This is a genomic window from Methylophilales bacterium MBRSF5 (assembly GCA_001044335.1).
Lineage (GTDB): Bacteria > Pseudomonadota > Gammaproteobacteria > Burkholderiales > Methylophilaceae > BACL14.
Window position 1 is genome coordinate 1326362 of record CP011001.1, and the last position, 26453, is coordinate 1352814.

At 33.7% G+C, this 26453-nt stretch carries 23 protein-coding genes, 3 tRNA genes and 3 pseudogenes; 24 read left to right on the top strand and 5 right to left on the bottom strand.

Features of this window, described 5'->3' with window-relative positions; genetic code table 11:
• The first annotated feature begins 1 nt into the window (after position 1).
• The 9 genes and pseudogenes from UZ34_07070 to UZ34_07110 all read left to right on the top strand — a co-directional run bounded on the left by UZ34_07070 (position 2) and on the right by UZ34_07110 (position 6544).
• Complete coding sequence (locus tag UZ34_07070; protein AKO65088.1) at positions 2 to 2050, top strand: hypothetical protein; 2049 nt, start codon at positions 2 to 4, stop codon at positions 2048 to 2050.
• 4 nt (positions 2051 to 2054) lie between these two features.
• Entirely contained in the window at positions 2055 to 2555 is a 501-nt protein-coding gene (locus UZ34_07075) for a hypothetical protein (protein AKO65089.1), read from the top strand.
• A complete protein-coding gene (locus UZ34_07080) occupies positions 2545 to 3405 on the top strand; it encodes a hypothetical protein (GenBank protein ID AKO65090.1) in 861 nt (286 codons plus the stop codon). The genes UZ34_07075 and UZ34_07080 overlap by 11 nt, the downstream gene beginning before the upstream one ends.
• A gap of 84 nt (positions 3406 to 3489) precedes the next feature.
• Entirely contained in the window at positions 3490 to 3918 is a 429-nt protein-coding gene (locus tag UZ34_07085) for a 50S ribosomal protein L13 (GenBank protein ID AKO65091.1), read from the top strand.
• A 13-nt stretch (positions 3919 to 3931) separates the two neighbouring features.
• A complete protein-coding gene (locus UZ34_07090; GenBank protein ID AKO65092.1) occupies positions 3932 to 4324 on the top strand; it encodes a 30S ribosomal protein S9 in 393 nt (130 codons plus the stop codon).
• A gap of 67 nt (positions 4325 to 4391) precedes the next feature.
• Entirely contained in the window at positions 4392 to 5432 is a 1041-nt protein-coding gene (locus UZ34_07095) for an N-acetyl-gamma-glutamyl-phosphate reductase (GenBank protein ID AKO65093.1), read from the top strand.
• 2 nt (positions 5433 to 5434) lie between these two features.
• On the top strand, positions 5435 to 5797 hold the full coding sequence (locus tag UZ34_07100) for a hypothetical protein (protein ID AKO65094.1): 363 nt from the start codon (positions 5435 to 5437) through the stop codon (positions 5795 to 5797).
• A gap of 2 nt (positions 5798 to 5799) precedes the next feature.
• Positions 5800 to 6129 (top strand): annotated as a pseudogene (locus tag UZ34_07105) (hypothetical protein).
• Positions 6130 to 6193: 64 nt separating this feature from the next.
• Entirely contained in the window at positions 6194 to 6544 is a 351-nt protein-coding gene (locus UZ34_07110) for an iron--sulfur cluster insertion protein ErpA (protein AKO65095.1), read from the top strand.
• A gap of 3 nt (positions 6545 to 6547) precedes the next feature.
• Here the strand turns inward: UZ34_07110 and gltA are convergent, their stop codons facing one another.
• Entirely contained in the window at positions 6548 to 7846 is a 1299-nt protein-coding gene (gene gltA, locus UZ34_07115; protein ID AKO65096.1) for a type II citrate synthase, read from the bottom strand.
• A gap of 57 nt (positions 7847 to 7903) precedes the next feature.
• Positions 7904 to 8965, bottom strand: a complete 1062-nt coding sequence (locus tag UZ34_07120; protein AKO65199.1) for a hypothetical protein — start codon at positions 8963 to 8965, stop codon at positions 7904 to 7906.
• A gap of 102 nt (positions 8966 to 9067) precedes the next feature.
• Between UZ34_07120 and UZ34_07125 the strand changes: the two genes are divergently transcribed.
• The 8 genes from UZ34_07125 (at position 9068) to UZ34_07160 (ending at position 18510) form a co-directional block, all read left to right on the top strand.
• The gene (locus tag UZ34_07125) at positions 9068 to 10237 is read left to right on the top strand and encodes a tyrosine--tRNA ligase (GenBank protein AKO65097.1); all 1170 of its coding nucleotides are present in this window, start codon (positions 9068 to 9070) and stop codon (positions 10235 to 10237) included.
• Positions 10238 to 10333: 96 nt separating this feature from the next.
• Entirely contained in the window at positions 10334 to 10771 is a 438-nt protein-coding gene (locus tag UZ34_07130) for a hypothetical protein (protein ID AKO65200.1), read from the top strand.
• 14 nt (positions 10772 to 10785) lie between these two features.
• Positions 10786 to 12255 carry a transcription elongation factor NusA gene (gene nusA, locus UZ34_07135; protein AKO65098.1) on the top strand — a complete coding sequence of 490 codons (1470 nt, stop codon included), beginning with the start codon at positions 10786 to 10788 and terminating at the stop codon, positions 12253 to 12255.
• 10 nt (positions 12256 to 12265) lie between these two features.
• Positions 12266 to 14701, top strand: coding sequence for a translation initiation factor IF-2 (locus tag UZ34_07140; protein AKO65099.1), 2436 nt, complete (start codon positions 12266 to 12268; stop codon positions 14699 to 14701).
• 2 nt (positions 14702 to 14703) lie between these two features.
• The gene (locus UZ34_07145) at positions 14704 to 15045 is read left to right on the top strand and encodes a ribosome-binding factor A (protein AKO65100.1); all 342 of its coding nucleotides are present in this window, start codon (positions 14704 to 14706) and stop codon (positions 15043 to 15045) included.
• Positions 15046 to 15051: 6 nt separating this feature from the next.
• Positions 15052 to 15948, top strand: coding sequence for a hypothetical protein (locus tag UZ34_07150; protein ID AKO65101.1), 897 nt, complete (start codon positions 15052 to 15054; stop codon positions 15946 to 15948).
• A gap of 67 nt (positions 15949 to 16015) precedes the next feature.
• Positions 16016 to 16285: a 30S ribosomal protein S15 gene (locus UZ34_07155; GenBank protein AKO65102.1), complete on the top strand. Its 270-nt coding sequence runs from the start codon at positions 16016 to 16018 to the stop codon at positions 16283 to 16285.
• A gap of 104 nt (positions 16286 to 16389) precedes the next feature.
• Positions 16390 to 18510, top strand: a complete 2121-nt coding sequence (locus tag UZ34_07160; GenBank protein ID AKO65103.1) for a polynucleotide phosphorylase/polyadenylase — start codon at positions 16390 to 16392, stop codon at positions 18508 to 18510.
• Positions 18511 to 18549: 39 nt separating this feature from the next.
• On the opposite strand, the gene UZ34_07165 is transcribed toward UZ34_07160, so the two are convergent.
• Positions 18550 to 18969, bottom strand: a complete 420-nt coding sequence (locus tag UZ34_07165; GenBank protein ID AKO65201.1) for a molecular chaperone DnaK — start codon at positions 18967 to 18969, stop codon at positions 18550 to 18552.
• 328 nt (positions 18970 to 19297) lie between these two features.
• Positions 19298 to 20146, bottom strand: coding sequence for a methenyltetrahydrofolate cyclohydrolase (locus tag UZ34_07170; GenBank protein AKO65104.1), 849 nt, complete (start codon positions 20144 to 20146; stop codon positions 19298 to 19300).
• 104 nt (positions 20147 to 20250) lie between these two features.
• Between UZ34_07170 and UZ34_07175 the strand changes: the two genes are divergently transcribed.
• From UZ34_07175 to UZ34_07200, 6 genes and pseudogenes are all read left to right on the top strand, one after another.
• Positions 20251 to 20327, top strand: a tRNA-Pro gene (locus UZ34_07175).
• A gap of 53 nt (positions 20328 to 20380) precedes the next feature.
• Positions 20381 to 20457, top strand: a tRNA-Arg gene (locus UZ34_07180).
• Between the two features lie 9 nt (positions 20458 to 20466).
• Positions 20467 to 20542, top strand: a tRNA-His gene (locus UZ34_07185).
• An 89-nt stretch (positions 20543 to 20631) separates the two neighbouring features.
• Complete coding sequence (locus UZ34_07190) at positions 20632 to 21600, top strand: hypothetical protein (protein AKO65105.1); 969 nt, start codon at positions 20632 to 20634, stop codon at positions 21598 to 21600.
• A 115-nt stretch (positions 21601 to 21715) separates the two neighbouring features.
• A complete protein-coding gene (locus UZ34_07195; GenBank protein ID AKO65106.1) occupies positions 21716 to 22144 on the top strand; it encodes a hypothetical protein in 429 nt (142 codons plus the stop codon).
• Positions 22145 to 22301: 157 nt separating this feature from the next.
• Positions 22302 to 22568: pseudogene (locus UZ34_07200) on the top strand (hypothetical protein).
• 719 nt (positions 22569 to 23287) lie between these two features.
• On the opposite strand, the gene UZ34_07205 reads toward UZ34_07200, so the two are convergent.
• On the bottom strand, positions 23288 to 24127 hold the full coding sequence (locus UZ34_07205; GenBank protein AKO65107.1) for a hypothetical protein: 840 nt from the start codon (positions 24125 to 24127) through the stop codon (positions 23288 to 23290).
• 198 nt (positions 24128 to 24325) lie between these two features.
• Here UZ34_07205 and UZ34_07210 point away from each other — a divergent pair.
• Positions 24326 to 26453, top strand: a pseudogene (locus tag UZ34_07210) (hypothetical protein).

The window sequence follows — 26453 nt, forward strand, 5'->3', positions numbered from 1 at the left end:
ATTGAAATCTTTTTTTACACCACACCAAGAGAAGCTTTTAAATAAACTCAATATTCAAAATTGGTTTGATCTTTTACTACATCTTCCTGTGCGCTACGAAGATAGAACCAAGATTACAGATATTCAAGATTTAAAAGATAATGCGTTCTCACAGGTGGTAGGAAAAGTAATAGACGTTAATATTGTTTTTCGTGGTAAAAGAAATTTAGTTGTTCAGCTTGAAGATGGTTATGGTGATCAAATTTCATTAAGATACATGCACTTTTATCCAAATCAAAAAGCACAATTTGAGATTGGAAAATATGTACTTGCAGCAGGAAATATAAGAAAAAATTTAATTACTACAGAGATCATTCATCCTGAAACTACAGTGTTTAAAGCTCAAGAAGTTGTTCTTCCAGAAAGTTTTACGCCAATATATTCAGTCACGTCAGGATTAGGTCAAAAAAATATTTATAGATTAATTAATAAAGCTTTAGAGTTCGCCTCTTCACAAAAACTTTTAAATTTCGAAATATTGAATAATAAAAGTAAAACAGATGGAGTTAATCTGCTGGAATCACTTTATGCAATTCATCAGCCAAATAAAAATTGTGATTTAAAAAAGCTTAATAGTTTCTCTACGATATTTCATCAGCATTTAAAATATGCAGAATTATTATCACAGCAATTATATTTAAAACTATCGAAGGATGAATTCAAAAATCAAAAATCTAAAATATTTAGTTTAAAAAATAATAATTTAAAAGAAGATATTTTTAAGTGCCTTCCTTTCAATTTAACAGAATCCCAGGAACAGGTTATTCAAGAAATTGAATCCGATATGTCTTCTGGAAAAGCAATGCATAGGCTGCTTCAGGGTGATGTTGGTTCTGGGAAAACCATTGTTGCAATTATTGTTTCAACCCTAATATTAAATAATGAATATCAGGTTGCCTTTATGGCACCTACTGAAATATTAGCAAATCAGCATTTTAAAATAATTAAGGAATTATTTCAAAGTACTGATGTAAGAGTAGAGCTTTTGACTGGCAGCATTAAAGGAAGAAAGCGTAATGAAATTATTGATGATATCGAATCAGGGAAAATTGATTATGTCATTGGAACTCATGCATTATTTCAAGATAACATTTACTTCAAAAAACTTGGACTTTGTATTATCGATGAACAACATCGTTTTGGTGTTAAGCAAAGATTAGATCTAATGAGTAAAGGAAAAAAAGATGGACATCAACCCCATCTATTGATGATGAGTGCTACACCAATTCCGAGAACGCTTTCGATGAGTTATTTTGCAGATCTTGAGGTAAGTACATTGTCAAAATTACCTAAAGATAGGGTTCCTATCGTCACAAAACTAGTACGTGATTCAAGGCGAAAAGAATTAATGCAAATACTAAAAAACGAATTAGACAATGATAATCAAATATATTGGGTGTGTCCTTTAGTTGAGGAAAGTGAAAAGTTAACCCTCTCTGATGCAGTAAATACCTATGAAGAGTTTATTTCTTTTATTCCAAAAGAGATGGTGGGCATTATTCATGGCAGAATGAAAGATCAAGAGAAAGATGAAGTGATGTCAAAGTATCTTCAAAAAAAAATAAAGTTATTAGTGGCAACCACTGTAATTGAAGTTGGCGTAGATGTTCCCAATGCATCATTTATGGTGATTGAGCATGCAGAAAGAATGGGGCTATCTCAGCTACATCAACTCCGAGGTCGGGTTGGTAGAGGAGCAAAAAAAAGTACATGTATTTTAATTTTTAAAGAAAATCTTAGCGAGCTGGCAAAGCAACGTTTAAAAATTATCTATGAAAACCAAGATGGGTTTTTAATTGCTGAAAATGATCTTAAAATACGTGGTCCTGGTGAAATGATTGGAACAAGACAGAGCGGAGTACCTGGATTAAGAATTGCTAACCTTGTAGAGGATGCTGATTTAGTAAAAGAAGTGAGTGATTATTCAGGAAATGCGATAAAGTCCAATAAACCAGCAGCTCATAGATTTGTTGAATTCTGGTTTCAAGATAAAAATTATTTAAGAATTTAAATATATGTGGTCAAAAAAAAATTATTCGGATTTAAGACTTGCTTCATCAAAAAAATCACTGACAAAATATTTAAGCCAGTTTGGTGATCTAGAAATTCAGTTGATCTCAAGTGATATACAGAAAATAAGTGAGTATGAAAAAAAAATTTATGGCGGCGTCTCAAAAAATTTTTATGTCAGGGATGTAGTGATAGGTTTTAAAAAAAAGCCACTCATTTTTGCAAGATCCATTACAGAATTACATAATTCAAAAAGATTGATTTATTTATTAAAAAAATTAAATAATCGATCATTAGGTAGTATTTTATTCAGTCGAAATTATATCCGTAGCCAGTTTAAATATTCAAAATCAAAACAGATTCAATTTTCAACTGAAAGATTTAGAAAAATAAATGTTGAATTAGAAAAACTATTAGTCCTTAGGCAATCTTTTTTTACTAACAGAAAAGAAAAAATTCTTCTTTTTGAGGGATTTTTAGAAAATGCAAAAATGTATGATGAATAAGTACTTTTACAGCTATCTTAAATTAGCAAGACTGGATAAACCTGTAGGTATTTTACTTTTACTTTGGCCAACCATATGGGCATTAATCTTTTCTACAGAAGGTCAGATCAGATTTCAAGATCTTTTAATATTTTGCATCGGAGTGATTTTAACAAGATCAGCTGGATGCGTGATTAACGATATTTTTGATCATGATATTGATTCAAAGGTGAAGAGAACAAGCAATAGGCCCTTGGTACAAAAAGAACTAACTCTTAAAAATGCATCTATTTTTTTTCTTTTTTTAAGTTTAGGGGCGCTATCTTTACTCTTTTTTTTGCATAGTTATGCAATAAAAATTATTTGTGTATCAGCTTTTTTATTAATGGTTTATCCATTGTCCAAAAGATTTTTCCCTATCCCACAACTTTTTTTAGGATTAGCCTTTAGTTCAAGTGTTTTGGTGGTCTTTGCGCATGTTCAACAGAGTCTTCCACTGGAGTCTTGGATTTTATTTTTTCTGAATTTTTCATGGGTAATGGCTTACGATACGGTTTATGCTAAAGCAGATTTTACAGATGACATAAATTTAAGCATTCACTCATCTCCCAAATTGTTTAAGAAATACACAAATCATGCGATTATTGTTTTTTATTTGGCTTTCCTAACTTTATATGCCGCTTTAATTAAAGAAGAACCCTATTTTATTTCTTATTTGCTCATTGTGACATTCATGATCGGGAAAATGACTCATGAATTGATTTTTGGCATAACTCAAGACGGTGAATATATTAATTTATTCAAGAAAAACAATTATTTAGGAATAATTGTGACATTTATATTTTTATTAAGCCATCCATGGATTTTTTAGGATTTTTTTACCATTAATGTTTGACAAAACCCTATAAAACATAATAAAATCACGCTCTTTTATAAATTTTGGAAGTACAAACTGATGAAAACAATTTCAGCTAAAGGCCACGAAGTTAAAAGAGACTGGTTTCTTGTTGACGCGACGGATGCTACTCTTGGTAGATTAGCCAGTGCAATCGCGCATAGATTAAGAGGCAAGCACAAAACAATTTATACACCACATGTTGATACCGGTGATTATATTGTTGTTGTTAATGCTGAAAAAATAAAAGTTACTGGTAACAAGTCTCAAGATAAAATTTACCACAGACACACTGGTTTTCCTGGTGGTTTATATTCATCAAACTTCACACAGATGCAAGAAAAATTTCCTGGGAGGGCATTAGAAAAAGCAGTAAAAGGTATGCTTCCTAAGGGACCATTAGGTTATGCTATGGTTAAGAAATTAAAGATTTATTCTGGCGACAAGCATGAGCATAGTGCTCAACAGCCAAAACCATTAACAATATAATTGAAAGAATTTTATGATAGGTAAATATTATTACGGTACAGGTAGAAGAAAAAGCTCAGTTGCAAGAGTATTCATGCAACAAGGTAAAGGCGAAATATCTATTAACGGTCTACCAGTTGATAAATATTTTTCAAGATTTACATCAGAGATGATTCTAAAACAACCTTTAGATTTAACTAAAAATGAAACTAAATTTGACATTAAAGTGAATGTTTCTGGCGGTGGTGAATCTGGCCAAGCTGGTGCAGTAAGACATGGTATTACCAGAGCTCTTTTAGACTATGATGCTGAACTAAAATCAGATCTTTCTAAAGCTGGATACGTAACACGAGATGCACGTGAAGTTGAAAGAAAGAAAGTTGGCTTACGCAAAGCGAGAAGACGCAAACAGTTTTCAAAACGATAAGATTATCGTATTTATTAAAGCCGCTTTCGAGCGGCTTTTTTTTTAGGAAATCATTTATAATCGACAAATGGATAAATTACATGTTTCTATAGTTGGTGGATCTGGATACACTGGATCAGAACTTTTGAGGTTATTAGTCAATCATCCACATATTGAGATTGATCAAGTAACCTCAAGACAAGATGATGGAAAGAATATCACTGAAATTTTTCCATTTCTGCCTAAGAAAATTAAAAATAAATTTGTTCATCCTGACAATGTAAGTTTTGAGCAGTCAGACTTAATATTTTTTGCTACACCTAACGGCATCGCTATGAACTTTGCAGAAATGTTAGTTAGTAAAGGGAAAAGATTAATTGATTTGGCAGCTGATTTCAGAATAAAAAATATACCGTTGTGGGAACAGTGGTATGGAATGAAACATGCCTGCCCAAAATTAGTTGAGACAGCTGTATATGGTTTATCTGAATTGAAGAAAAATGAAATAAAAGATGCCAAGATTATTGCCAATCCAGGATGTTATCCTACTGCAATTCAACTTGCTCTGTATCCACTCTTGAATAAAAAAATTATCAATGAACAAACTATTATTATTGATGCCAAGTCTGGAATAAGTGGTGCCGGTAAAAAAAATGACGATAATCTTTTGATGGCTGAAGCTTATGATAATTTTAATGCGTACTCAGTTCAAGGACACAGGCATGAGCCAGAAATTGAAGAGAATTTAAAAGAAATAACAAATACAAAAGACATCAAAGCTTTATTTGTTCCTCATTTGATTCCTATGGTAAGGGGCATTTATGCAACTATTTATGTTGATTTAAATAAAGATTTGAGTGAAGATGAGCTCGACTCAATTTATTCTCAAGCTTACGATCAATCAATTTTTGTACATTTTATGGGTGTAAATAAAATACCAAAAACAAAAATGGTGAGAGGCTCAAATCAATGTAGAATATCTTGCTTTAATAGAGATAAAAAATTAATAATATTGTCGACTATTGATAATTTAGTAAAGGGCGCAGCCGGACAGGCTATTCAAAATTTAAACATAATGTTTAATTTTCAAGAAGAAGCTGGACTAAATTACATACCACTTAATCCATAAATATGTTTGAAAGAATTAAAAGAAGAAAACGTATAAAGTTAGCAAAAGGAAGACCTAACGTTAAAGTCGGAGTCTTGTGGATTAACAAAGTTTTTTATACTTTCTTTGTATTTGTATTGTCAGTTATTTTATCTTATTTCGTTTTTGATGGAACAAGCTCAGTACAATACCTTTTAAAAATAAATAATCAAAGTGATGAGATTGTTGAGCTAAAAGATGAATTAAGTAATTTAAATCTACAGATTCAATTAAATAATGTAGCAATTAGTAAAAATAATGAGGAACTTAAAAAGTTAAAAGAAGAAAACAATGATCTGCAAGAAGAGCTACTTTTTTATGAAAAAATTGTTGGTAAGAGGAGATAGGATTGTTTAATCGGAAAAAAAATCATGCAATCGATACATTAATTGATGAAACAATGAACATACGTGGAAGTATGAACTTTTCTGGTGGTATTCGTTTAGATGGAAGGTTACAAGGAAATTTGACATTAACAGATGGGGCATATGGTTCATTAATTATGGGACCAAAAAGTAAAATTTCTGGAGATATTAAAACTGATACTGCAATCATTGCTGGGGAAGTTAAAGGAAACATTGAAGTTCAAGAATTTTTAGAACTCCATTCTACAGCCATTGTCAACGGAGATATCATTTACGGCGATATAGAAATTCATGCAGGTGCGACAGTAAATGGTAATATTACAAAAAATAAGCCGGAAAAAATTATAAAAAAAGACAAGCAAGCGAAGGAAAAAAACAATGACAAGTGATCTAAAAATGCCTGATCCTTTAATTTTTACAGACAATGCTGTAAAAAAGGTGAAAGAGCTAATTGCTGAAGAAGAAACACCAGACCTTAAGCTAAGAGTGTTTGTCAGTGGTGGTGGGTGTTCTGGTTTTCAATATGGTTTTACATTTGAAGAAGCCGTCAATGAAGATGACACTCAGGTGACTAAGGATAATGTGACCTTATTAATTGACCCAATGAGCCTGCAATATCTGACAGGATCTGAAATTGATTACCAAGATAACGTCCAAGGCTCTCAATTTGTAATTAGAAATCCAAATGCTACTACAACTTGTGGTTGCGGCTCATCTTTTTCAGTTTAGGGATTAATCTTTAGAAACATTCCTATCCAAGGATATATTCCTAGGAAGCTTACCTTTGTAGATTTGTCTTGGCCTACCAATTTTTAAATTATCAGCTACAAACATTTCATTCCAATGAGCGATCCAACCTGCAGTCCTCGCTAAAGCAAACACAGCAGTAAACATTGAGTTAGGAATACCAAGAGCCCTCATAACAATGCCTGAATAAAAATCAACGTTCGGATATAATCTTTTCTTTACAAAATAATCATCTTCAAGCGCAATTTTTTCTAATTTCAAAGCGAGCTTAAATATGGAATCATTCTCTAAACCAAGCTCAGATAAAACTTCATGGCATGTTTTTCGCATAATTTCTGCACGAGGATCTTTATTGCGATAAACTCTGTGACCAAAGCCCATCAATCTAAAAGAATCAGTTGAGTCTTTTGCTCTTTCAATATATTCGCCAATACGACTTTCACTTCTGATCTCTTGTAACATTTTAAGGGTTGCTTCATTAGCTCCACCATGGGCAGGTCCCCATAAGGAAGCAATGCCTGAAGAAATACAAGCAAATGGATTGGCACCGCTAGAACCAACTAACCTAACAGTTGAGGTAGAAGCGTTTTGCTCATGGTCAGCATGTAAAATTAAAATTCTCTCAAATGCACGAACTAGTACAGGATTAATTTTATAATCTTGTGTTGGGCTTGAGAAAAGCATATTTAAGAAATTTGCAGCATAACTTAAATCATTTCTTGGGTAATTAAATGGTCTACCTAGATTGTAAAGATACGACCATGCTGCGATGGATGGGACTTTGCCGATTAATCTATTAGCTGATATTTTTCGATGGTTACGGTTGTAAACATTCATCTCATCAAAATAGAAAGCTGATTTTGAAGCAACGACTGCTGCCATAACAGCCATTGGGTGCGCATCACGCCTGAAACCTCGAAAGACACTATTCAGTTGATCATGAAGAAGGTAGTGTTTTTTTACTTCAGATACATATTTTGTTTTTTCATTTTGATTTGGAAGATCGCCATTAAGCAACAAATAAGCAACATCAAGGAAGTCACAATGCTCAGCTAATTGTTCAATTGGATAACCACGATAAAGAAGAATACTCTTTTCACCATCAATAAAAGTTATTGCAGAGCCGCAAGAGGCGGTTGACATAAATCCAGGATCGTAAGTATGCAAACCGTGCTGGGATAACTGAGAAATATCAATTGCTGGCTTACCCATTTTCCCTTCAATGAATGGCAGCTCAATGATTTTTCCATCAGGTAATGTTAACGTAGCTTTTTTTTGATCCATCTTAAATATATTAAAAATTAAGGATTCTAATTATAACTTAGATTTAAAGATGTTGAATTAAGGATGTACAACAACGCCTAAGATATTATCTTTTTTAGCGCCTGTTATGGTTTTATAGTTGAGTCTTTTATTGTTTATTGATTGACGTGCCAGCCAAGCAAAGCCTGCCGGTTCAATTAACTCAGGCTTAATGCCAAGATATTCTGTGGTATGAACGTTTTTTTGAGATCGTGTTAATAACTGATCCATGAGTAAATTATTATTTGCTCCACCACCACAAATAAACACATCTTTATAACCGGTTAAATTTTCAAATTCCCGTAGAATTAATACAGCAGTTAATTCTAAAAAAGTTCTTTGCACATCTTCAGGTTTGAGGTCATTTAGTTGAAATTTAGCTAACCACTTTAAATTAAAGTAATCACGACCTGTACTTTTAGGTGGTTTTTTTTTGAAAAATGCGTCATTTAATAAGCGCTTTAACAGATCATCTAAAACTGCTCCACTTTTAGCCCATGAACCATTTTTATCATATTTTTTATTTCTAATTTTGTTGATCCAAAAGTCCATAAGGACATTACCTGGACCTAAATCGTATCCTTTGATTGAGTTATTATTGACTATAGAGATATTGGAAAATCCGCCAATATTTACAAATACTCCTTTTTTAATATTTTTAGTATTGAGGAGATATTTATGAAATAAAGGAATCAAGGGGGCTCCTTCACCATTCGAAGCAATATCCATGTTTCTAAAATTAGAAACAGTTTTTATTTGTGTACGATTTGCTAATAAAAATTCGTTTCCAATTTGAAGGCTATAAAAATCCCTTGGCACATGTCTAACAGTAGGCCCATGAATACCAATGGCTTCAATTGATGATGGCTCAAGACCGTTATTTAATAATAATTGATCAATTAATTTTATGCTGATATCGGAAATTTTATTTCCAAGAATACTGCTTTTATTAAGATCATCAAAGGAAGGTGAATTTAATTCAATAATTTCCATTTGTAATTTTTTGGAATATTTTTGAGATATGGAATCAATGATTTTAATTTGATCATCATCAATAGAACATAGCGCAACATCAAGACCATCTGATGATGTGCCTGACATGATGCCAAAAAATAATTTTTTATCTGACTTGGGCTGCATTAACTCTTAAGATTAACTTAATATGAATATATAATCATGTTTTATTTATAAGCTCAAATAATTATGTTAGATGAAATAAAACGAGGTGCTGATGAAATATTAGTTTTTTCAGAGTTCGAAGAAAAAATAAAATCTGGAAAAAAGCTAAAAATTAAGGCTGGTTTTGATCCAACGGCTCCTGATTTACATCTAGGCCACACAGTTCTTTTAAATAAATTAAGACAATTTCAAAATTTTGGTCATGAAGTGATTTTTTTAATTGGTGATTTCACTGGCATGATTGGTGATCCGACAGGAAAAAATACCACTAGACCTCCTTTAACTGAGGATCAGGTGAAGCAAAATGCCAAAACTTACCAAAACCAAGTGTTTAAGATTCTAGATAAAGAAAAAACACGTGTTGTGTTTAATTCTGAATGGCTAAAAAATTTGGGTGCTGATGGCATGTTAAAACTATCTGCTCAGTATACTGTGGCAAGAATGTTGGAGCGAGATGATTTCAGCAAAAGGTTTAAAAGTAACCAATCTATATCAATTCATGAATTTATGTATCCCTTGATGCAAGGTTACGACTCGGTTGCTCTTGAGGCTGATGTTGAGTTAGGCGGGACAGATCAAAAATTTAATTTATTAATGGGACGAGAATTACAGAAAGCATATGGACAAACACCACAGTCGATTCTAACAATGCCACTACTAGAAGGACTGGATGGCGTTAACAAAATGTCGAAATCATTAAATAACTATATTGGTATTGAGGAACCTCCTGAGGTGATGTATGCAAAATTGCTATCTATTTCTGATGATTTAATGCTGAGATACATTGACCTGTTATCGTTAAAAAATAATGATGAAATTAATTCATGGAAAAAGCGTTTGAAGGGTGGCGAAAACCCAAAAAACATCAAGGACGAGTTTTCTCAAGAAATTATCGAGAGATTCCATGATCATGAGGGGTACTTAAAAGCAAAAAAAGATTTTGAACAAAGATCATCAGGCCATGCTCCTGATGAGGTTCAAGAATTTAAAATGAATAAGCAAGATAACTTAGCAATTCCAAATATTCTGAAAAATATCAACTTTGTTTCAAGTACATCGGAGGCTTTGAGATTAATGAAAAGTGGTGGAATAAGGGTGGATGGAGAAAAGATTGATAAGGATTATTCGATAAATACTGATGAATTTCTAATTCAGGTTGGAAAAAGAAAGTTTGGCAAAATAAAATTAACCTAACATATTGATTTAAATATTTATTTTTATACTATTTCATAGTATAATTCTTTTTTTGAGATGGGCCTTTTAGGCCCATTTTTTATTTTTGATGGTTTTGTGATGGATTTGGAAAAAATTATAAGTGAGTCAATACAAAATATAGGTTATGAGTTGGTCGAGTGTGAACACAATCATAATAGTGGCCTGATTAGAATTTTTATTGATAACGGCAATTTAATATCTGTCGATGACTGTGTGAAGGTTAGCAATCATTTGAATCGCGTATTGTCAGTAGAGCTGGACTACGACTTTTCAAGATTAGAAGTTTCTTCACCTGGCGTAGATAGAAAATTAATAAAACTCACAGACTATAAAAGATTTGAAGGTGAAAAAATTAAAATTAAATTGTACTCACCGATAAATAATCAAAAGAAATTTGATGGAAAATTAATTGCTTCTGATGAAAAAAAAATAAAGATTTTGCTATCAGAGGAAAAAATATTAGAAGTGCCTTTTGATGAAATTCAGATGGCTCGTTTAAACCCAGATTTATAAATTGGAGAAAGTAAATGAATCGTGAGATGTTAATTTTAGTTGATGCTCTTGCACATGAAAAAAATGTGAGTAAAGAAATTGTTTTCAATGCTCTAGAGTTGGCTCTAGCATCAGCAACAAAGAAGAAATATCCTCATGGTACAGATATTCGAGTGAAAATTGATCCAGAATCTGGTGCTTATGAGTCCTTTAGATGTTGGACTGTGGTTGAGGAAGAGAATCTAGAAAATGAAGAAGCGGAGATTCTATTAATCGATGACCGCGCTAAGGATAAACAAATTGGAGATGTTATTGAGGAATCCATCCCCTCAGAAGAGTTTGGCAGAATCGGAGCTCAAGCGGCAAAACAAGTAATATTGCAAAAAGTCAGGGAAGCAGAAAGAGAGCAAGTGCTTAATGAATTTCTTGCAAGAGATGAAAAATTGGTCATGGGTCAAATTAGACGAATGGAGCGCGGTAATGCGATTATTGAAATAGGCAAATTAGAAGCTATCTTACCAAGAGACCAAATGATCCCAAAAGAAAACTTGAGAGTTGGTGACAGAATCAGAGCAGCCTTATTGAAAATAGAGACATCAATGCGAGGACCACAATTAATACTCTCAAGAACATCGCCTGAATTTATAATTAAACTTTTCGAAATTGAAGTGCCAGAAATTGAGGAAGGATTATTGGAAATTATGTCCGCCTCAAGAGACCCTGGATCAAGATCAAAGATTGCTGTTAAAGCAAATGATCAAAGATTAGATCCTGTCGGGACATGTGTCGGGATGAGAGGATCAAGAGTTCAGGCGGTGACAACTGAATTGTCTGGGGAAAGGGTTGATATTGTTTTATGGTCGATTGAGCCAGCACAATTTGTAATTAATTCCATGGCTCCGGCAGAAGTTTCAAGTATTGTTGTTGACGAAGAAAAAAGAAGTATGGATATTGTCGTTGATGAGGATCAGCTCGCACTTGCCATTGGAAGAAATGGGCAAAATATTCGTTTAGCATCCCAATTAACCGGCTGGGAATTAAACATCATGACTGAAGAAGAGTCTGAGAAAAAGCATGAGGAAGAGTACTCAACAGTCAGTCAGTTATTTATTGAAAAATTAGACGTTGATGAAGAGGTTGCCGATATTCTTGTTAAAGAAGGATTTTCATCATTAGAGGAGATTGCTTATGTCCCTACTGAAGAATTAAATCAAATGGATATTTTCGATGAGGATACAATTGAAGAATTAAGAACCAGAGCTAAGGCTGCAATCTTAACAGCTGCTATAGCAAATGAAGAAAAAGTACCTGAAGCTCAAGAAGATCTATTAACCATGGAGGGAATGGATCAAAATACAGCAAATCTTCTTGCATCTAAGGGAATTATTTCAATGGAAGACCTTGCAGAATTAGCTGTTGATGAGCTACTTGATATCATCAAAATTGATGAGGAAAAAGCTAAAGAGCTAATCATGACCGCAAGAGCCCCTTGGTTTACAGAATAACGGAGAAAATATGAGTCAGTACACTGTTGAACAATTTGCATCAGAATTAAAGTTACCGGTTGATTTACTTTTAGATCAACTTAAAAATGCTGGTGTAAAGAAAAATACTTCAAGCGATGAATTATCTGAGGATGATAAAGCTGCACTCCTGTCTTTTTTAAAACAATCGCATGGTGACTCACAAAAACCAAAAAATAAAATCACCCTTACACGTAAACAAAATTCAGAAATTCAAAAAACTGATAGTTCAGGTAAATCTAGAACGATTCAAGTTGAGGTCAGAAAAAAAAGAACACTCATTAAAACCCCAGAAGTTAAAAAAACTGAGTCTGAAGTTGAGAAGCCAAAAGAGATATTAGATGAAAACCAAGTAAAAATTAGGGATGATGAAAAAGCTAGACATGATGCATTAATGCAGGCTCAGGCAGAAGACAAAAAAAAATCAGAAGATAAAAAACAAGAATCCAAAAAACACATAGATGGGACAATTCACAAACCTGAAGATAAAGAGATAAAAAAAGAAACAAAAAAAAATAATTGGGAAGATGGGCCAAAGAAAAAAGTTTTAAAGACAAAGAATGCGAACCCTATTCCTGATGGATGGAGATCGCCAAAGAATAAAAATAAAAAACAATCACATAAAAATCCTTCAGACCAAGAAACAACTTTTGTTGCTCCAACCGAGCCAGTAATAAAAGAAGTAATGGTTCCAGAAACAATCACGGTAGCTGATCTAGCTCATAAAATGTCGGTAAAAGCCGCAGAAGTGATTAAATCATTAATGGGCATGGGTATGATGGTGACTATTAATCAGGTTCTAGATCAAGATACGGCCATGATTGTGGTTGAAGAGTTGGGCCATGTTGCAAAAAAAGCAGAACAAAATGACCCCGAATCTATACTAGACACGGATGAGTCAATTGAACCTATTCTTGAAACAAGACCACCGGTTGTGACTGTTATGGGTCACGTTGATCATGGAAAAACATCACTCTTGGATTTCATTAGAACCACTAAAGTGGCATCAGGTGAAGCAGGTGGAATCACTCAACATATAGGAGCCTATCATGTTGAGACAAAAAAAGGGATGGTTTCATTTTTAGACACACCTGGCCATGAAGCATTCACCGCTATGCGGGCAAGGGGAGCTGGTGTAACTGATATTGTTGTTTTAGTTGTTGCTGCTGATGACGGGGTTATGCCACAAACGATTGAGGCAATTAATCACGCAAAAGCCGCTAGTACTCCATTAATCGTTGCAATTAATAAGATCGATAAGCCAGAAGCAAATCCAGAAAAAGTTAAGAATGAACTCATGACCCATGAAGTTATTCCTGAGGAACTTGGTGGAGATTCCATGTTTTTGGAATTGTCTGCTAAAACAGGTCAAGGTATTGATGAGCTTTTAGATGCAATCTTACTGCAAGCAGAAATTTTGGAATTAAAAGCACCAACAAACACTCCTGCAAAAGGAATCGTAGTTGAGTCAAGGTTGGATAAAGGTCGAGGCCCTGTCGCGACCATTCTTATCCAATCAGGAATTATGAAATCTAGCGACATGCTTTTGGCTGGATCAAGTTATGGACGCGTGCGAGTGATGTTAGATGAGGGTGCAAATCAAATAAAACAGGCAGGTCCATCTATTCCAGTTGAAATTGTTGGTTTATCTGATGTTCCAAATGCAGGTGAGGATGTGATCGTCTTAAATGATGAAAAAAAGGCAAGGGAAATTGCCCTCTTCAGGCAGGGTAAATTTAGAGATGTAAAATTTGCGAAACAACAGGCAGCAAAATTAGAAAATATGTTTGATCAAATGGCTGAGGGAGATGTGAAGACCTTACCATTGATCATTAAATCGGATGTGCAAGGTTCATTTGAAGCACTTAAGGGTTCATTGGAAAAGTTATCAAATAATGAAGTTAGGATCAACGTCATACACAATGCAGTCGGGGCTGTTAATGAATCTGACATCAATTTAGCTGTTGCATCAAATGCAATTATCATCGCGTTCAACGTGAGAGCTGAAGGTGGTGCTAGAAAATCGGCAGAATCTAATGATATTGAAATTAGATATTACAGTATTATTTATGATGCAGTTGATGATGTTAAGGCTGCTTTAACAGGAATGCTATCACCCGATGAAAAAGAAAACGTCTTGGGCAGTATTGAAATTAGAGAAATCTACAAAGTATCAAAAATTGGTACTATTGCAGGGTGTTATGTCACCGATGGCCTTGTCAAGAGAGAATCAAAAGTTAGAGTTCTTAGAGATAATGTTGTAATTTACGATGGAGAGCTGTCTTCTTTAAAAAGATTTAAGGATGATGTGAAAGAAGTAAAATCAAATTTTGAATGTGGCCTGTCTATAAAAAACTTTAATGATATAAAAGTTGGTGATATTGTTGAGCCATACGAGATTGTTAAGGTTGCAAGAAAACTTCAATAAAAATGGCTAAAGATTATCCTCGTTCTAATCAAATAGGGCAGCAGATAAAAAAAGAAATTGCTGAAATTTTGCAGTACGAGATTCAACATCCTACTCTAGTAAACGTAACCATTACTGATCTTGAACTATCAAAAGATCTAAGGCATGCGAAGATTTACTTTATATCAAAGCAAGATCAAATTGAGCTGGAAAAAGCCTTAAAAAGATCTATGAGCTTTATCCGTCAATCTTTATCAAAAAGAATGACTACTAGAGGCATTCCTAATTTAGAATTTATTTACGATCACTCAATTGATCATAATGATCGAATTAATGAGTTATTAAATTCAGCATTCAAAAAATAATTTTTTATGATTTCAGGATTAGACCTCAATGATTCAGGGTATATATCAGTTATAAAACCTAAAGGCTGGTCATCAAATCAATTACTTTCAAAACTAAAATGGCTGCTTCAAATAAAAAAGGCTGGTCATGGAGGCACTCTTGATCCATTTGCAACTGGAATAGTCCCTATTTTTTTCGGAGATGCTACTAAGTTTTCTAATAGAATTTTAGAAAGTAATAAAGAATACATCGCAGAATTGAAATTAGGCTTTGCAAGTTCTACAGGGGATACAGAAGGTGAATTATCAAAAGATGATTCATTTAACGAAGAAAAATTACCAAGTAATTTAGAAAATATCCTCAATGAATTTTTAGGCATTCAAAGGCAGACACCACCAAAATATTCAGCACTTAAATATAATGGCAAGCCATACTACGAATATGCTAGAGAGGGTATAGAAATCCCAATAAAAACAAGAGAAATAGAGATCTTTTCCATTGATTTAGTCAATTTTACGAATCATCAGATTACTTTTCAGGTCTCTTGTTCCAAAGGAACATACATAAGAACTTTAGGTGAAGATATTGCAAAAAAAATTGGCACAAAGGGTTATTTAACCAACTTAGAACGAATCAGGGTGGGAAATATAAAAAAAATAGACAGTTTTTCAGTTGAGCAAATCGAAGGATTATCTATAGAGGAAAGAAAAAAACTCTTAAAACCTATTTATCAGCTTTTAGAGTTACCTAAAATAGAATTAAACAATAATGACACAAAAAATATTTTGAATGGTCAAAATTTAGATATTGCAATTGAAGCTGGTGAAATTTTATTATTTTTTGAAAAAACTTTTCTTGGCATAGGTATTTCTGATGGTGAAATGATAAAACCTGTGCGATTAATTAGAAGTAAAATTTATTAACTTAAACCATTGTTATTTCTTGCAATTTTATATAAAATACATCGTTCTTAAATGAAGGAAAAAACAAATGGCGTTTACGGCTATAGAAAAAGAAAAAATTGTTAAAGAGTATGCTCAAGGCACTAATGATACAGGCTCTCCTGAAGTGCAAGTGGCCTTGCTTACTAACCGAATCAACTATTTAACTGAACACTTTAAAACCAATGCTAAAGACAACCACTCACGTCGTGGTTTACTTGCAATGGTAAGTCAAAGAAGACGTTTATTAGATTATTTGAAACGTAAAGATCTAACTAGATATCAAGATTTAATTAAGCGTTTAGGTTTAAGAAAGTAATTACAAATCAACTAAATTATTAAGAAGCCGATTGTAAGCTTTAAGCTTTATCGGCTTTTTTTATAATTTTTTACTGGGAAGAGAGTAAAAAAATGTCAAAATGTATGTTTAATAAAGTATCAAAGAGCATGAAATTAGGAGCTCACGAATTAAAGCTTGAAACTGGAGAAGTTGCACGCCAAGCGGACGGCGCAGTGATGGTGAGTTATGGTGAAACTGTTGTTTTAGTTACCGTTGTTGGGAACCAGAATGTAAAAGAAGGTCAAGATTTTTTCCCATTGACTGTGGATTATCAAGAAAAAACGTATGCTGCTGGAAAAATCCCTGGAGGATTTTTTAAAAGAGAAGGTCGACCTAGTGAAAATGAAATTTTAGTCTGTCGTTTAATTGATAGACCTCTAAGACCACTTTTCCCCAAAGGCTTTTATAATGACGTTCAAATAGTTGCTACGGTTTTATCTTCAGACTCTGAGATTGATGCAGATATTCCAGCAATTATTGGTGCTTCGGCTGCTCTTTCTATATCTGGTATTCCATTTTATGGACCAATTGGAGCCACCAAAGTAGGTTATGTAGATGGCGAGTATGTAATCAACCCAACTAAGACACAGCTCCAGGCATCAGAACTTGATCTAGTAGTGGCTGGAACGAAAGATGCAGTTTTAATGGTTGAGTCTGAAGCAAAAGAGCTCAGTGAAAAAGTAATGTTAGATGCTGTTTTAGCAGGACACAAGGCAGCTAAAGATGTAATAAAATTGATTAATGATTTTGCAAAAGACTCTGCAAAAGACCCATGGGAATGGAATGCTCCTGAGCCAAATCAAGAATTAATTTCAAAAATTAGCAAGCTTGCAGAAAAAGAATTAAGCAAAGCTTTTTCTATCAAATCAAAATCTGAGAGATCTCAAAAGATTATTGAGATTAAAGATAAGGTGCAGGCTGAATTGATTACTGAAGATATGGGAACACTTGAAGTCAATGAGGTTAATAAAGAGTTTTTTAATTTGGAAGCAAAAATTGTACGTTCCAAAATTCTTGATGGCGAACCTCGAATTGATGGACGTGATACAAGAACAGTAAGACCAATTGAAATAAGCACAAGTGTGTTGCCTAGAACTCATGGGTCAGCTTTATTTACCAGAGGTGAGACACAGGCACTTGCAGTTGCGACCTTAGGTACACCTCGTGATGCCCAAATTATTGACGCTCTTCAAGGCGAGTACACAGATAGATTTATGCTGCATTACAACTTCCCTCCATTTTCAACTGGAGAGACTGGCAGAGTTGGATCTCCGAAGCGAAGAGAAATTGGTCATGGTCGTTTAGCCAAAAGAGCATTATTGGCTGTTCTTCCAGAGCAAGAAGATTTTGATTACACCATTCGACTTGTTTCTGAAATTATGGAATCAAACGGTTCAAGTTCAATGGCATCAGTCTGTGGTGGATGTATGGCAATGCTTGATGCTGGAGTTCCATTAAAATCTCATGTTGCTGGTATAGCAATGGGTTTAATTAAAGAAGACAATCGAGTCGCAATTCTTACAGACATTTTAGGCGATGAAGATCATTTGGGTGATATGGACTTTAAAGTTGCTGGATCAGAGAATGGTATTACAGCGCTTCAAATGGATATTAAAATCGATGGCATCACAACTGAAATTATGCAGGTCGCTCTTAAACAAGCCAAAGAGGGAAGAGAGCATATTCTTGACTTGATGAAAAAGGCTCTAAAATCTAGCAGAACTGAGTTATCAAAGTATGCACCTAGAATCATGACCTTAAATATTCATCCAGATAAAATTCGAGATGTGATCGGCAAGGGTGGAGCAGTTATTAAAGCTTTAACTGAAGAAACTAATACTACAATTGATATTACAGACGATGGTTTAGTGAAGGTGGCATGTACTTCAGGTGAGGAAGGTCAGCTTGCCATAGATAGAATTAAAGAAATTACAGCTGATGTAGAAGTTGATCAAATCTATGATGGAAAAGTTGTTAAAATTTTAGACTTTGGTGCAATTGTTCAACTCATTCCTGGAAAAGATGGATTGTTGCATATTTCACAAATTGCTCACGAGCGTGTGAAATCTGTAAAGGACCATTTGTCAGAGGGTGATGAAGTCAAGGTAAAAGTGATTGAGGTTGATCAAAAAGGTAAGGTAAGGGTTAGTGCAAAGGCGCTTCTTGAAAAACCAGAAGAACCTGCTGAATCTGAGGAAGAATAAAAAAAGGGGCTAAAAAGCCCCTTTTTTTATATTATTTTTTTATTTTGCCATCTGCTTTTCTCTAATTTCATCTAGAGTTTTACAATCAATACACAAAGTTGCAGTCGGTCTGGCTTGGAGTCTATTCAGGCCAATTTCTTCTCCACACTGTTCACAGTAACCATAATCATCATTATCAATATTTCTTATGGTCTGTTCAATTTTTTTAATGAGCTTTCTCTCTCTGTCACGATTGCGAAGTTCGAGTGCCATATCTGATTCTTGGCTAGCTCGATCATTCGGGTCAGCGTATGCAGTTAATTCATCTTGCATGTTCGAGACTGTCTTATCAATATCATGACTTAATTCTTTTTTCCAATCAGCTAAAATATCTTTAAAGTGCTTCATTTGATTTTTGCTCATGTAACTTTCATTAGCTTTAGCTAAATACTTTTTAAAGGTTTTATTGCCACTAGCCACTGCTTTCTTAGCTGCAGGTTTAGCCACTGCTTTCTTAGCTGCAGGTTTAGCCACTGCTTTCTTAGCTGCAGGTTTAGCCACTGCTTTCTTAGCTGCAGGTTTAGCCACTGCTTTCTTAGCTGCAGGTTTAGCCACTGCTTTCTTAGCTGCAGGTTTAGCCACTGCTTTCTTAGCTGCAGGTTTAGCCACTGCTTTCTTAGCTGCAGGTTTAGCCACTGCTTTCTTAGCAACCTCAACAGCTTTTGCAAAAATTGACTTTTTCTCTGCCATGAATCTTCCTTTTCAAATGAACCGCGAAAGTTTACTCTATTTTCGCTAAAAAAAATAGCTATAAACTATTTTTTTGAGCATCCAGAGTATTGCTCATTAGTGTAGCCACCGTCATTGGACCGACTCCACCTGGGACTGGTGTTATGAGTGAGGCATTATTTTTAGCTACCTCAAATTCAACATCACCAATAAGTTTGTCACCTACTCGATTAATACCAATATCAATTACAACCGCACCCTTTTTGATCCAAGAGCCCTTGACCATTTCTGGCCTTCCAACCGCTGCAACAACGATATCCGCATTGTAAACTTTGTCCTGAATATTTTGTGTTTTACTATGACACTGGGTCACTGTTGCGCCTGCCATTAGTAGCTCAAAAGCCATTGGTCGACCAACATGATTTGATGCTCCAACCACTACAGCATCTTTACCTGATATTTCAACTTCCATGGCTTTTAGCATTTTAATGACACCATAAGGGGTGCATGAACGGAACTTTGGTTGACGCATGGCTAATAATCCTAAATTGATCGGATGGAATCCATCAACATCCTTGTTTGGAGAAATAAGATCAAGAATTCGATCCTCATCCAATGGATCAGGTAATGGTGATTGAACGAGAATACCATCCACACTTGGGTCATTATTTAAATCATCAATTAATTTTTCTAATTCACTCTGAGTTGTTGTGGAAGGGAGGTCATAAAATAAGGATTTAATGCCAACTTTTTCACATGCTCTTCTTTTGTTATTAACATATACAGTAGATGCAGGATCATCACCAACAAGAATAACTGCAAGGGCTGGATTTCTGATGCCATCTTGTTGTCTTTTAGCTATTTCTTTCTTTAAATCTTCAAGAAGATTATTAGCAATAAGTTTTCCATCAATCAGTTGAGCTGTCATAAATCCCCCATCAAATTGGTTGATTATATATAAATACCTTTAATTTTTCCATTTTAGGATTTACCATTTGACCAAATAACCAAATTGCGCTATATTTGCGCGTTCGGGGTGTAGCGTAGCCTGGTAGCGCGCCTGCTTTGGGAGCAGGATGTCGGGAGTTCGAATCTCTCCACCCCGACCATTTTTACTCATAATATAGAGTATACTTGTAGCAAGCTTTATTATTACGTTAAGCTGCCCGTAGCTCAACTGGATAGAGCAACGGCCTTCTAAGCCGTAGGTTACAGGTTCGATTCCTGTCGGGCAGGCCAATTTCATTGGTGGCTGTAGCTCAGTTGGTAGAGTCCAGGATTGTGATTCCTGTTGTCGTGGGTTCGAACCCCATCAGCCACCCCAAATTCTAGTTTATAATCGAATCAATAATGAAGATATCAATTTTAGTGCTAGTGTAACGGTCCTTTTTCTGTCCTTTTGGAGAGAAAAAAATGGCAAGTTTTCGTAAGCGAAATAATAAGTGGCAAGTTCGTATTCAAAGACAAGATTATCCCCCAATAGCGAAATCATTTATTGAATTAAAGACAGCAAAGCAATGGGCATCCAAAGTCGAACGAGAAATGGATAAAGGAATATTTGTTCCTAATCGTTCAGAGCAGCTTGGTAAATGTTTAATTCGTTATCAACAAGAAATACTTCCAACTAAAAAAAATTTTCAACCTGATTGGTATCGGATTAATCGTTTGTGTCAGCATCCAATTGCAAATAAAAATATTAAAGTTATTAGAAGTCATGATGTTGCCAATTTAAGAGATGATTTAATTAAAGATAATAAGTCAGCTAATACGATTCGCTTATATTTGGCGATACTGTCTCACTTATTTACTATTGCAAGAACAGAATGGGGATTCGATAACTTAAATAATCCTGTTCTTAAAATTAGACGACCTCGACTACCACAATCTAGAGATACACGATTAAGCGATGATGACATTCATCGCATCTGCCAGCATAGTCAATCTCGATTACTACCCTTGCTCATTCATATGGCGTTAGATACAGCGATGCGAGTGAGTGAGATTGTTAATTTAAGAATCACTGATTGTGATTTTAAGAAACGCATGATTATTGTACGCAATACAAAAAACTACCATGACCGTTATATTCCGATGACTAAAAAGGTAGCAAAAATCTTAAAACTCCAAACCCATCTGCAGAAAGATAAGTTGTTTATTATCACCTCTCATGCGGTCTCTGTGGCGTTTTATAGGGCATGTAAGCGAGCAGGAATACCTAATGCATCTTTTCATACCTTACGCCATGAAGCTGTATCAAGGCTCTTTGAAAAAGGATTAAATCCAATGGAAGTCGCTACCATATCTGGTCATCAAAGCTTACAGGTGTTAAAACGATATAACCATTATCAATTTAAATATTTGAAACAGTTATTTGCTAATTAAATTATTTTACTAGTTGAACGAATATTAAATACTGCTATATTTTTTAATAGGGATGAAAATATTTGGGTAATGGAGAGTTATTTTCTTTTAAAAAAGTATATAAAGGAAGTAACAAATGATTAAGAAACAAGATAAGACTTACATGATTCCTAATTGGGAAGATTTTCAGCATTACAAAGGTAGAAATAAAAATTATAGTGATGAAATGCCATGGTTAAAAATCCATGGGCGACAACTCATTGCCGACTTAAGCTTTATGCAACTTCATGATACGGTTCGAGATACTCTCACTTTATGTTGGTATATTGCAAGCCAAAGAGATGGAGTGTTACCTAATAACAAAGAAATTGCTTTTTTAATTAGAAAGGATGAGTCAGAAGTTGATGAGCATATTTCATCTTTATTAAAAGACGAATGGCTCATTAAATATGATGAGGAAAAATATAAAGCTAGATACGATAATAATGATAAAAAAAAGGAAGTAAGCCCATTGAAAGATATTCTTGATAATCCACAGAGGTATAAAACTGGTTCATCCTATTAGCTTCCTAGGGTAGATAAGATAAGACTTAATAAGATAAGACCTTATTAGATAAAATAATATCAAATTAGATAAGAATTAATGAGATGAAATAAGACCATGATAAAGATATTTGGTAAATATGGATGTTGACAAAATAAAGACTGTACCTGCAGATGGTATGGGTTTTGTGTACATATTAAGTAACCCAGCATTTCCAAATTTATATAAAGTTGGTCTAACCTCCCAAAATATAAAAGACAGAGTGAAAGACCTTAATAGTACGGGTGTCCCTGATAGATTTAAAATTGAGTACCTTTTTGAAGTCCCATTAAAATATTTGGATGATATTGAATCATCAAGTCACAGAAAATTAAAGAAGAAAAAACTTCATCACAACAAAGAATTTTTTAAAGACTTATCTGAATGTAAAAATACCGTATTAGAGACAATCGTTGATTTCACAAGTACTGTACCAAAAGAACATGTTGAAGAATTTAAACAATTACAACAAAAAAATGCTCAAGAAGAAATAGTATTACAAGAAGAGCAAAGAAGATTAGCAATTATTCAAGAAAGAAAAAAAGAAGAATTAAGTGCCGTAAACGATTTTATTAAAATATTAAGAACTAATGCAATTGAAAGAGCAGGAAAGCCTGATGTGACTGTGAATGCTATCGGTTGTGCTCTTTCTTTAATAATTTTTTATACGGTTTTTATTTTAATCTTTGAACCAAAAAATCCTGATATTTGGTTTATAGCTCTAATACCTATTCTTCTATTTTATATTCATTCTCAAAATCAAAAAAAATCTGATATCGAATATGAGGTATCAAAAGATTACCCAAACTGTTATCTTGAAGACATGAATAAATTTTCTTACAAACATGCAAAATATGCTTCTATATGTCATGACATTAAAATAGAACATCCAAACTATACAAATAGCCTTAAAAAATATATTCCATTCAGTGATGATGAAATTGACCTGCTTGTTAAAGAAAAAGGCTATAAAAAAATAGATTTAGAAGAAATCAACACTATTGTTAAAAACGCACAATAAATATATTTGGTTAATTTTTTATTAGTGGTTATAAACAGTTAATTTTTTATGTCTATAGAGAAATTAGAATTAATCAGTAATTACTTAAACTGCGTTCGAAATGATTAATATCTCACCATCGCATCAACTTGTAACTCATTTAAGCAATTGACAACATCACTACATTCCTGAAACCAACTATCTAGTTTTAATACATAATCTTTAGAAATTATATTTTCTTTCAACATATAATTGATAGCCATTATCCCTTCTTCGCTTCCAGCTTGTTTAGAAAGATATAAAAGCATCATACTGTCTGTAGAGTCATAACCTAAATTCTTGTCCTGGTTAATAAGATAGGACAGTCTATACATAGACTCGCTATCACCATTCATCGCTGCTTTCATATACCAATTGAAAGACTCTTTGAAATTTTGATTAATACCCCAACCCATTTCATACATTCTTCCAACCATGAACTGAGAGTCAATTAAGTTATGTTTAGCTGCTTTTTTATACCAATGGAGAGCAGTCGGTAAATCTCTTTCTGTTCCTTGACCTGTAAGTTTTAACTCAGCTACATTATGCATTGCTTTCCCATAGCCATTTACCGCAGCACTTAAAAGATATTGAAAAGCTTTTTCTTTATTCTGCTCAACTCCATAAGAACCATTTAAGTTAAACATACCCATTGCAAATTGACCCTCCCAGCTATCAAGATGGGCAGCTATGTCATATAACTTTATCGCCTGACTGTAATTTTGTTTATCAAATTCATTATCTGCATTTAAAAGGATTAAATCCGTATCAGATTTTGTAATCTCAGAAATAATTAAGCATTCAGGTTCGGAAGAATTTGGCTGTCTAGAGTCATTTAAACAAATCTCACTAGCATCTGCATAACCTAAGCCAACTAAAAAACTCAAACAAAAAACTACTAGTAAAAAAGCTTTTCTTAATTCCATATTAATTTCCTTTAACAGTATTTGATGGTGGCTATCCACTTGCCGCTGGATAGCCTTAGCGGAAGAGGACTCTATGGAATGAAAGGAAAGATACCTCTTAATACAAAAGATGAATTAATATCAAAATGTCAGGAGGTTTTGTATTAAAAATGAGATAAACTGAAACAAAATTTTTAATAAGAATATATATTAAATCTTATGAAAAGAAATCATTTCAGAAAAAGTATTGTTGAAATTGAAGAGCTAGTCAGAAGCAACCCTGACGAACAGACTACTCAAGAAATAATTCACGAATTAGGTTTTCGAAAAACTGGACGTGCTAAAAAATTACTTACTAAGCTTACCAAAAAAGATAACGCACCTTCTAATGACACTATAATTTCTGATAAGCCTATTCAACAAAAAAAAACTACTCAACCCAAAAAAATCATTAGAGAAAGCAAAGAAGCGATAGTTTATGAAATTGACTTAGATGATAGCAAATATGATGGAAATGACAATGAAGCTGATGAGCAAGAATTTGAAGTTGCCGAGCCCATATTTAAAAATAAAAAGAATCAAAAATTTGAGGACGCTTCTGAGGTAATAATTTCTTCAGCTAACGATAACTTTGTTGACCCATCAAACTCCTCGTTAATTGAAACTGAAAATCTTTTTGAAAACTTCTGTAATGCAATTGATATAGAAGTTGAAGCAATTAAAAAACAAAGCCAAGAGCAAGTTATTGAAATTACTAATGGGGTATTAATAGAATCTACTGAGGACTTCCATATTTATCAGTTTCCTTACAAGGAAGCTTTTCATATCAGGGAGGATATTCCTGTCATTATTACCATTGGAGGTGTGGATTCATCGGGAACAATTGTCTCTTTCAAAGAAAAAAAACTTCAAATATCAATCCCAGATAATTACGGTAAATTAATTGGTCTGGCACAGATTAAAATTGATAACTCTTTTCTATACGTGAAGCTTAAAGAAAGAATAGAGGCGGTTACGTCTTCTGAAAGTACCGCGAAATTTAATTCCTCAATGGCTAAAAAGGTAATTGGTGAAGAGGATAGTACTGTAGAAATTGATGAAATGGTAGTAAATGATTCTCAGCTGAATGATGCCCAATATCAAAGTCTAAAAGTAGCATCAGCATCAGAAGTTCTATATTTATGGGGTCCACCTGGAACTGGAAAGACATTTACCCTTGCGAAGGTCATTGATATGTTTTACCAGCAAGAGAAAAGAGTTCTTTTAGTTTCAAATACAAATCTTGCAGTGGATTTGTTGCTGAAGTCATTATGCAAGCATTTAAAAAATAAAAAAGATGAGGAATTCTTTAATTCATCGGTTATTCGTTTTGGTTCTATTCATGACCCAGAGTTAGAAAAAAAATATGGCGAATATATCAATATAGAAAAAGCTATTGAAAAGAAAACAGCTGAGCTTATTAATGAGAGAGAGGAGTTGCGAAATAAGATATTAAAGATACAAAAGAAAGAAAAGAAATGGCTAGATATTGAAAGAGCATTTAGTGATTATGAATCTGCACTTGCCAAATATACCAAGTCTGAAAATTCTCTCATTAAAATAACATCCGATTTAGATGAGTTAAATAGTGAAATCGAATATATCAAAGAATCGTTACTAAATTTAGATAAAGAAAAAAAAGAATCGGAACAAACAGGTACATTAAAAAGATTTTTCACCAATAAAAGAAAAATCCAAGATATTGAAATAGATATTGAAAATAATATTAATAGGCAAGAGGAGATTGCTGAAGAACCTAAACAGCTTGAAATACAAATAAAAGAGTTAAGTAAAAAAAATAAGTCTGAAAAGTCAGCAGTGGATGATTTACATAAGCTTATTGAAAACGAGGACCTAAATGAAATAAAAAACCATTTAAAAGCATCTAAAGATGAAATAGCAGGATATGAATCCAGAATAAATGATATCGCTAAAGAAGTTGATTTAATAAAAATACAAATTATGCATCATTGTAAAATTTTGGCTGCTACTGCTACCCAAGTATTTTTAAAGCCAGATAGTTTTAATATGTTTGATGTAGTAATTATTGATGAGTCATCTATGTTGCCTCTCCCCTTAGTTGCTTATGTTTCTGGATTATCAAAAGAAAAAGTGACAGTCACTGGAGATTTCAGACAACTTCCCCCAATCGTGACTGCGAACAAAGATGCTGGAGTAATGAAATGGATTGGAACCAATGTTTTTGAAAGAGCAGGAATAGAGGCGGGCATTGAGAAAGGGAAATCTCCAGATAATCTAGTTAAATTAACAACGCAATATCGAATGCGTGAACCCATATGTAAGTTAA

Excerpts from the sequence above, each read along its gene's own strand:
- UZ34_07075 (AKO65089.1), top strand. The coding sequence starts at position 2,055 with ATGTGGTCAAAAAAAAATTATTCGGATTTAAGACTTGCTTCATCAAAA.
- UZ34_07080 (AKO65090.1), top strand. The coding sequence starts at position 2,545 with ATGATGAATAAGTACTTTTACAGCTATCTTAAATTAGCAAGACTGGAT.
- UZ34_07085 (AKO65091.1), top strand. The coding sequence starts at position 3,490 with ATGAAAACAATTTCAGCTAAAGGCCACGAAGTTAAAAGAGACTGGTTT.
- UZ34_07090 (AKO65092.1), top strand. The coding sequence starts at position 3,932 with ATGATAGGTAAATATTATTACGGTACAGGTAGAAGAAAAAGCTCAGTT.
- UZ34_07095 (AKO65093.1), top strand. The coding sequence starts at position 4,392 with ATGGATAAATTACATGTTTCTATAGTTGGTGGATCTGGATACACTGGA.
- UZ34_07100 (AKO65094.1), top strand. The coding sequence starts at position 5,435 with ATGTTTGAAAGAATTAAAAGAAGAAAACGTATAAAGTTAGCAAAAGGA.
- UZ34_07110 (AKO65095.1), top strand. The coding sequence starts at position 6,194 with ATGACAAGTGATCTAAAAATGCCTGATCCTTTAATTTTTACAGACAAT.
- gltA (AKO65096.1), bottom strand. The coding sequence starts at position 7,846 with ATGGATCAAAAAAAAGCTACGTTAACATTACCTGATGGAAAAATCATT.
- UZ34_07120 (AKO65199.1), bottom strand. The coding sequence starts at position 8,965 with ATGTCAGGCACATCATCAGATGGTCTTGATGTTGCGCTATGTTCTATT.
- UZ34_07125 (AKO65097.1), top strand. The coding sequence starts at position 9,068 with ATGTTAGATGAAATAAAACGAGGTGCTGATGAAATATTAGTTTTTTCA.
- nusA (AKO65098.1), top strand. The coding sequence starts at position 10,786 with ATGAATCGTGAGATGTTAATTTTAGTTGATGCTCTTGCACATGAAAAA.
- UZ34_07140 (AKO65099.1), top strand. The coding sequence starts at position 12,266 with ATGAGTCAGTACACTGTTGAACAATTTGCATCAGAATTAAAGTTACCG.
- UZ34_07145 (AKO65100.1), top strand. The coding sequence starts at position 14,704 with ATGGCTAAAGATTATCCTCGTTCTAATCAAATAGGGCAGCAGATAAAA.
- UZ34_07150 (AKO65101.1), top strand. The coding sequence starts at position 15,052 with ATGATTTCAGGATTAGACCTCAATGATTCAGGGTATATATCAGTTATA.
- UZ34_07155 (AKO65102.1), top strand. The coding sequence starts at position 16,016 with ATGGCGTTTACGGCTATAGAAAAAGAAAAAATTGTTAAAGAGTATGCT.
- UZ34_07160 (AKO65103.1), top strand. The coding sequence starts at position 16,390 with ATGTTTAATAAAGTATCAAAGAGCATGAAATTAGGAGCTCACGAATTA.
- UZ34_07170 (AKO65104.1), bottom strand. The coding sequence starts at position 20,146 with ATGACAGCTCAACTGATTGATGGAAAACTTATTGCTAATAATCTTCTT.
- UZ34_07190 (AKO65105.1), top strand. The coding sequence starts at position 20,632 with ATGGCAAGTTTTCGTAAGCGAAATAATAAGTGGCAAGTTCGTATTCAA.
- UZ34_07195 (AKO65106.1), top strand. The coding sequence starts at position 21,716 with ATGATTAAGAAACAAGATAAGACTTACATGATTCCTAATTGGGAAGAT.
- UZ34_07205 (AKO65107.1), bottom strand. The coding sequence starts at position 24,127 with ATGGAATTAAGAAAAGCTTTTTTACTAGTAGTTTTTTGTTTGAGTTTT.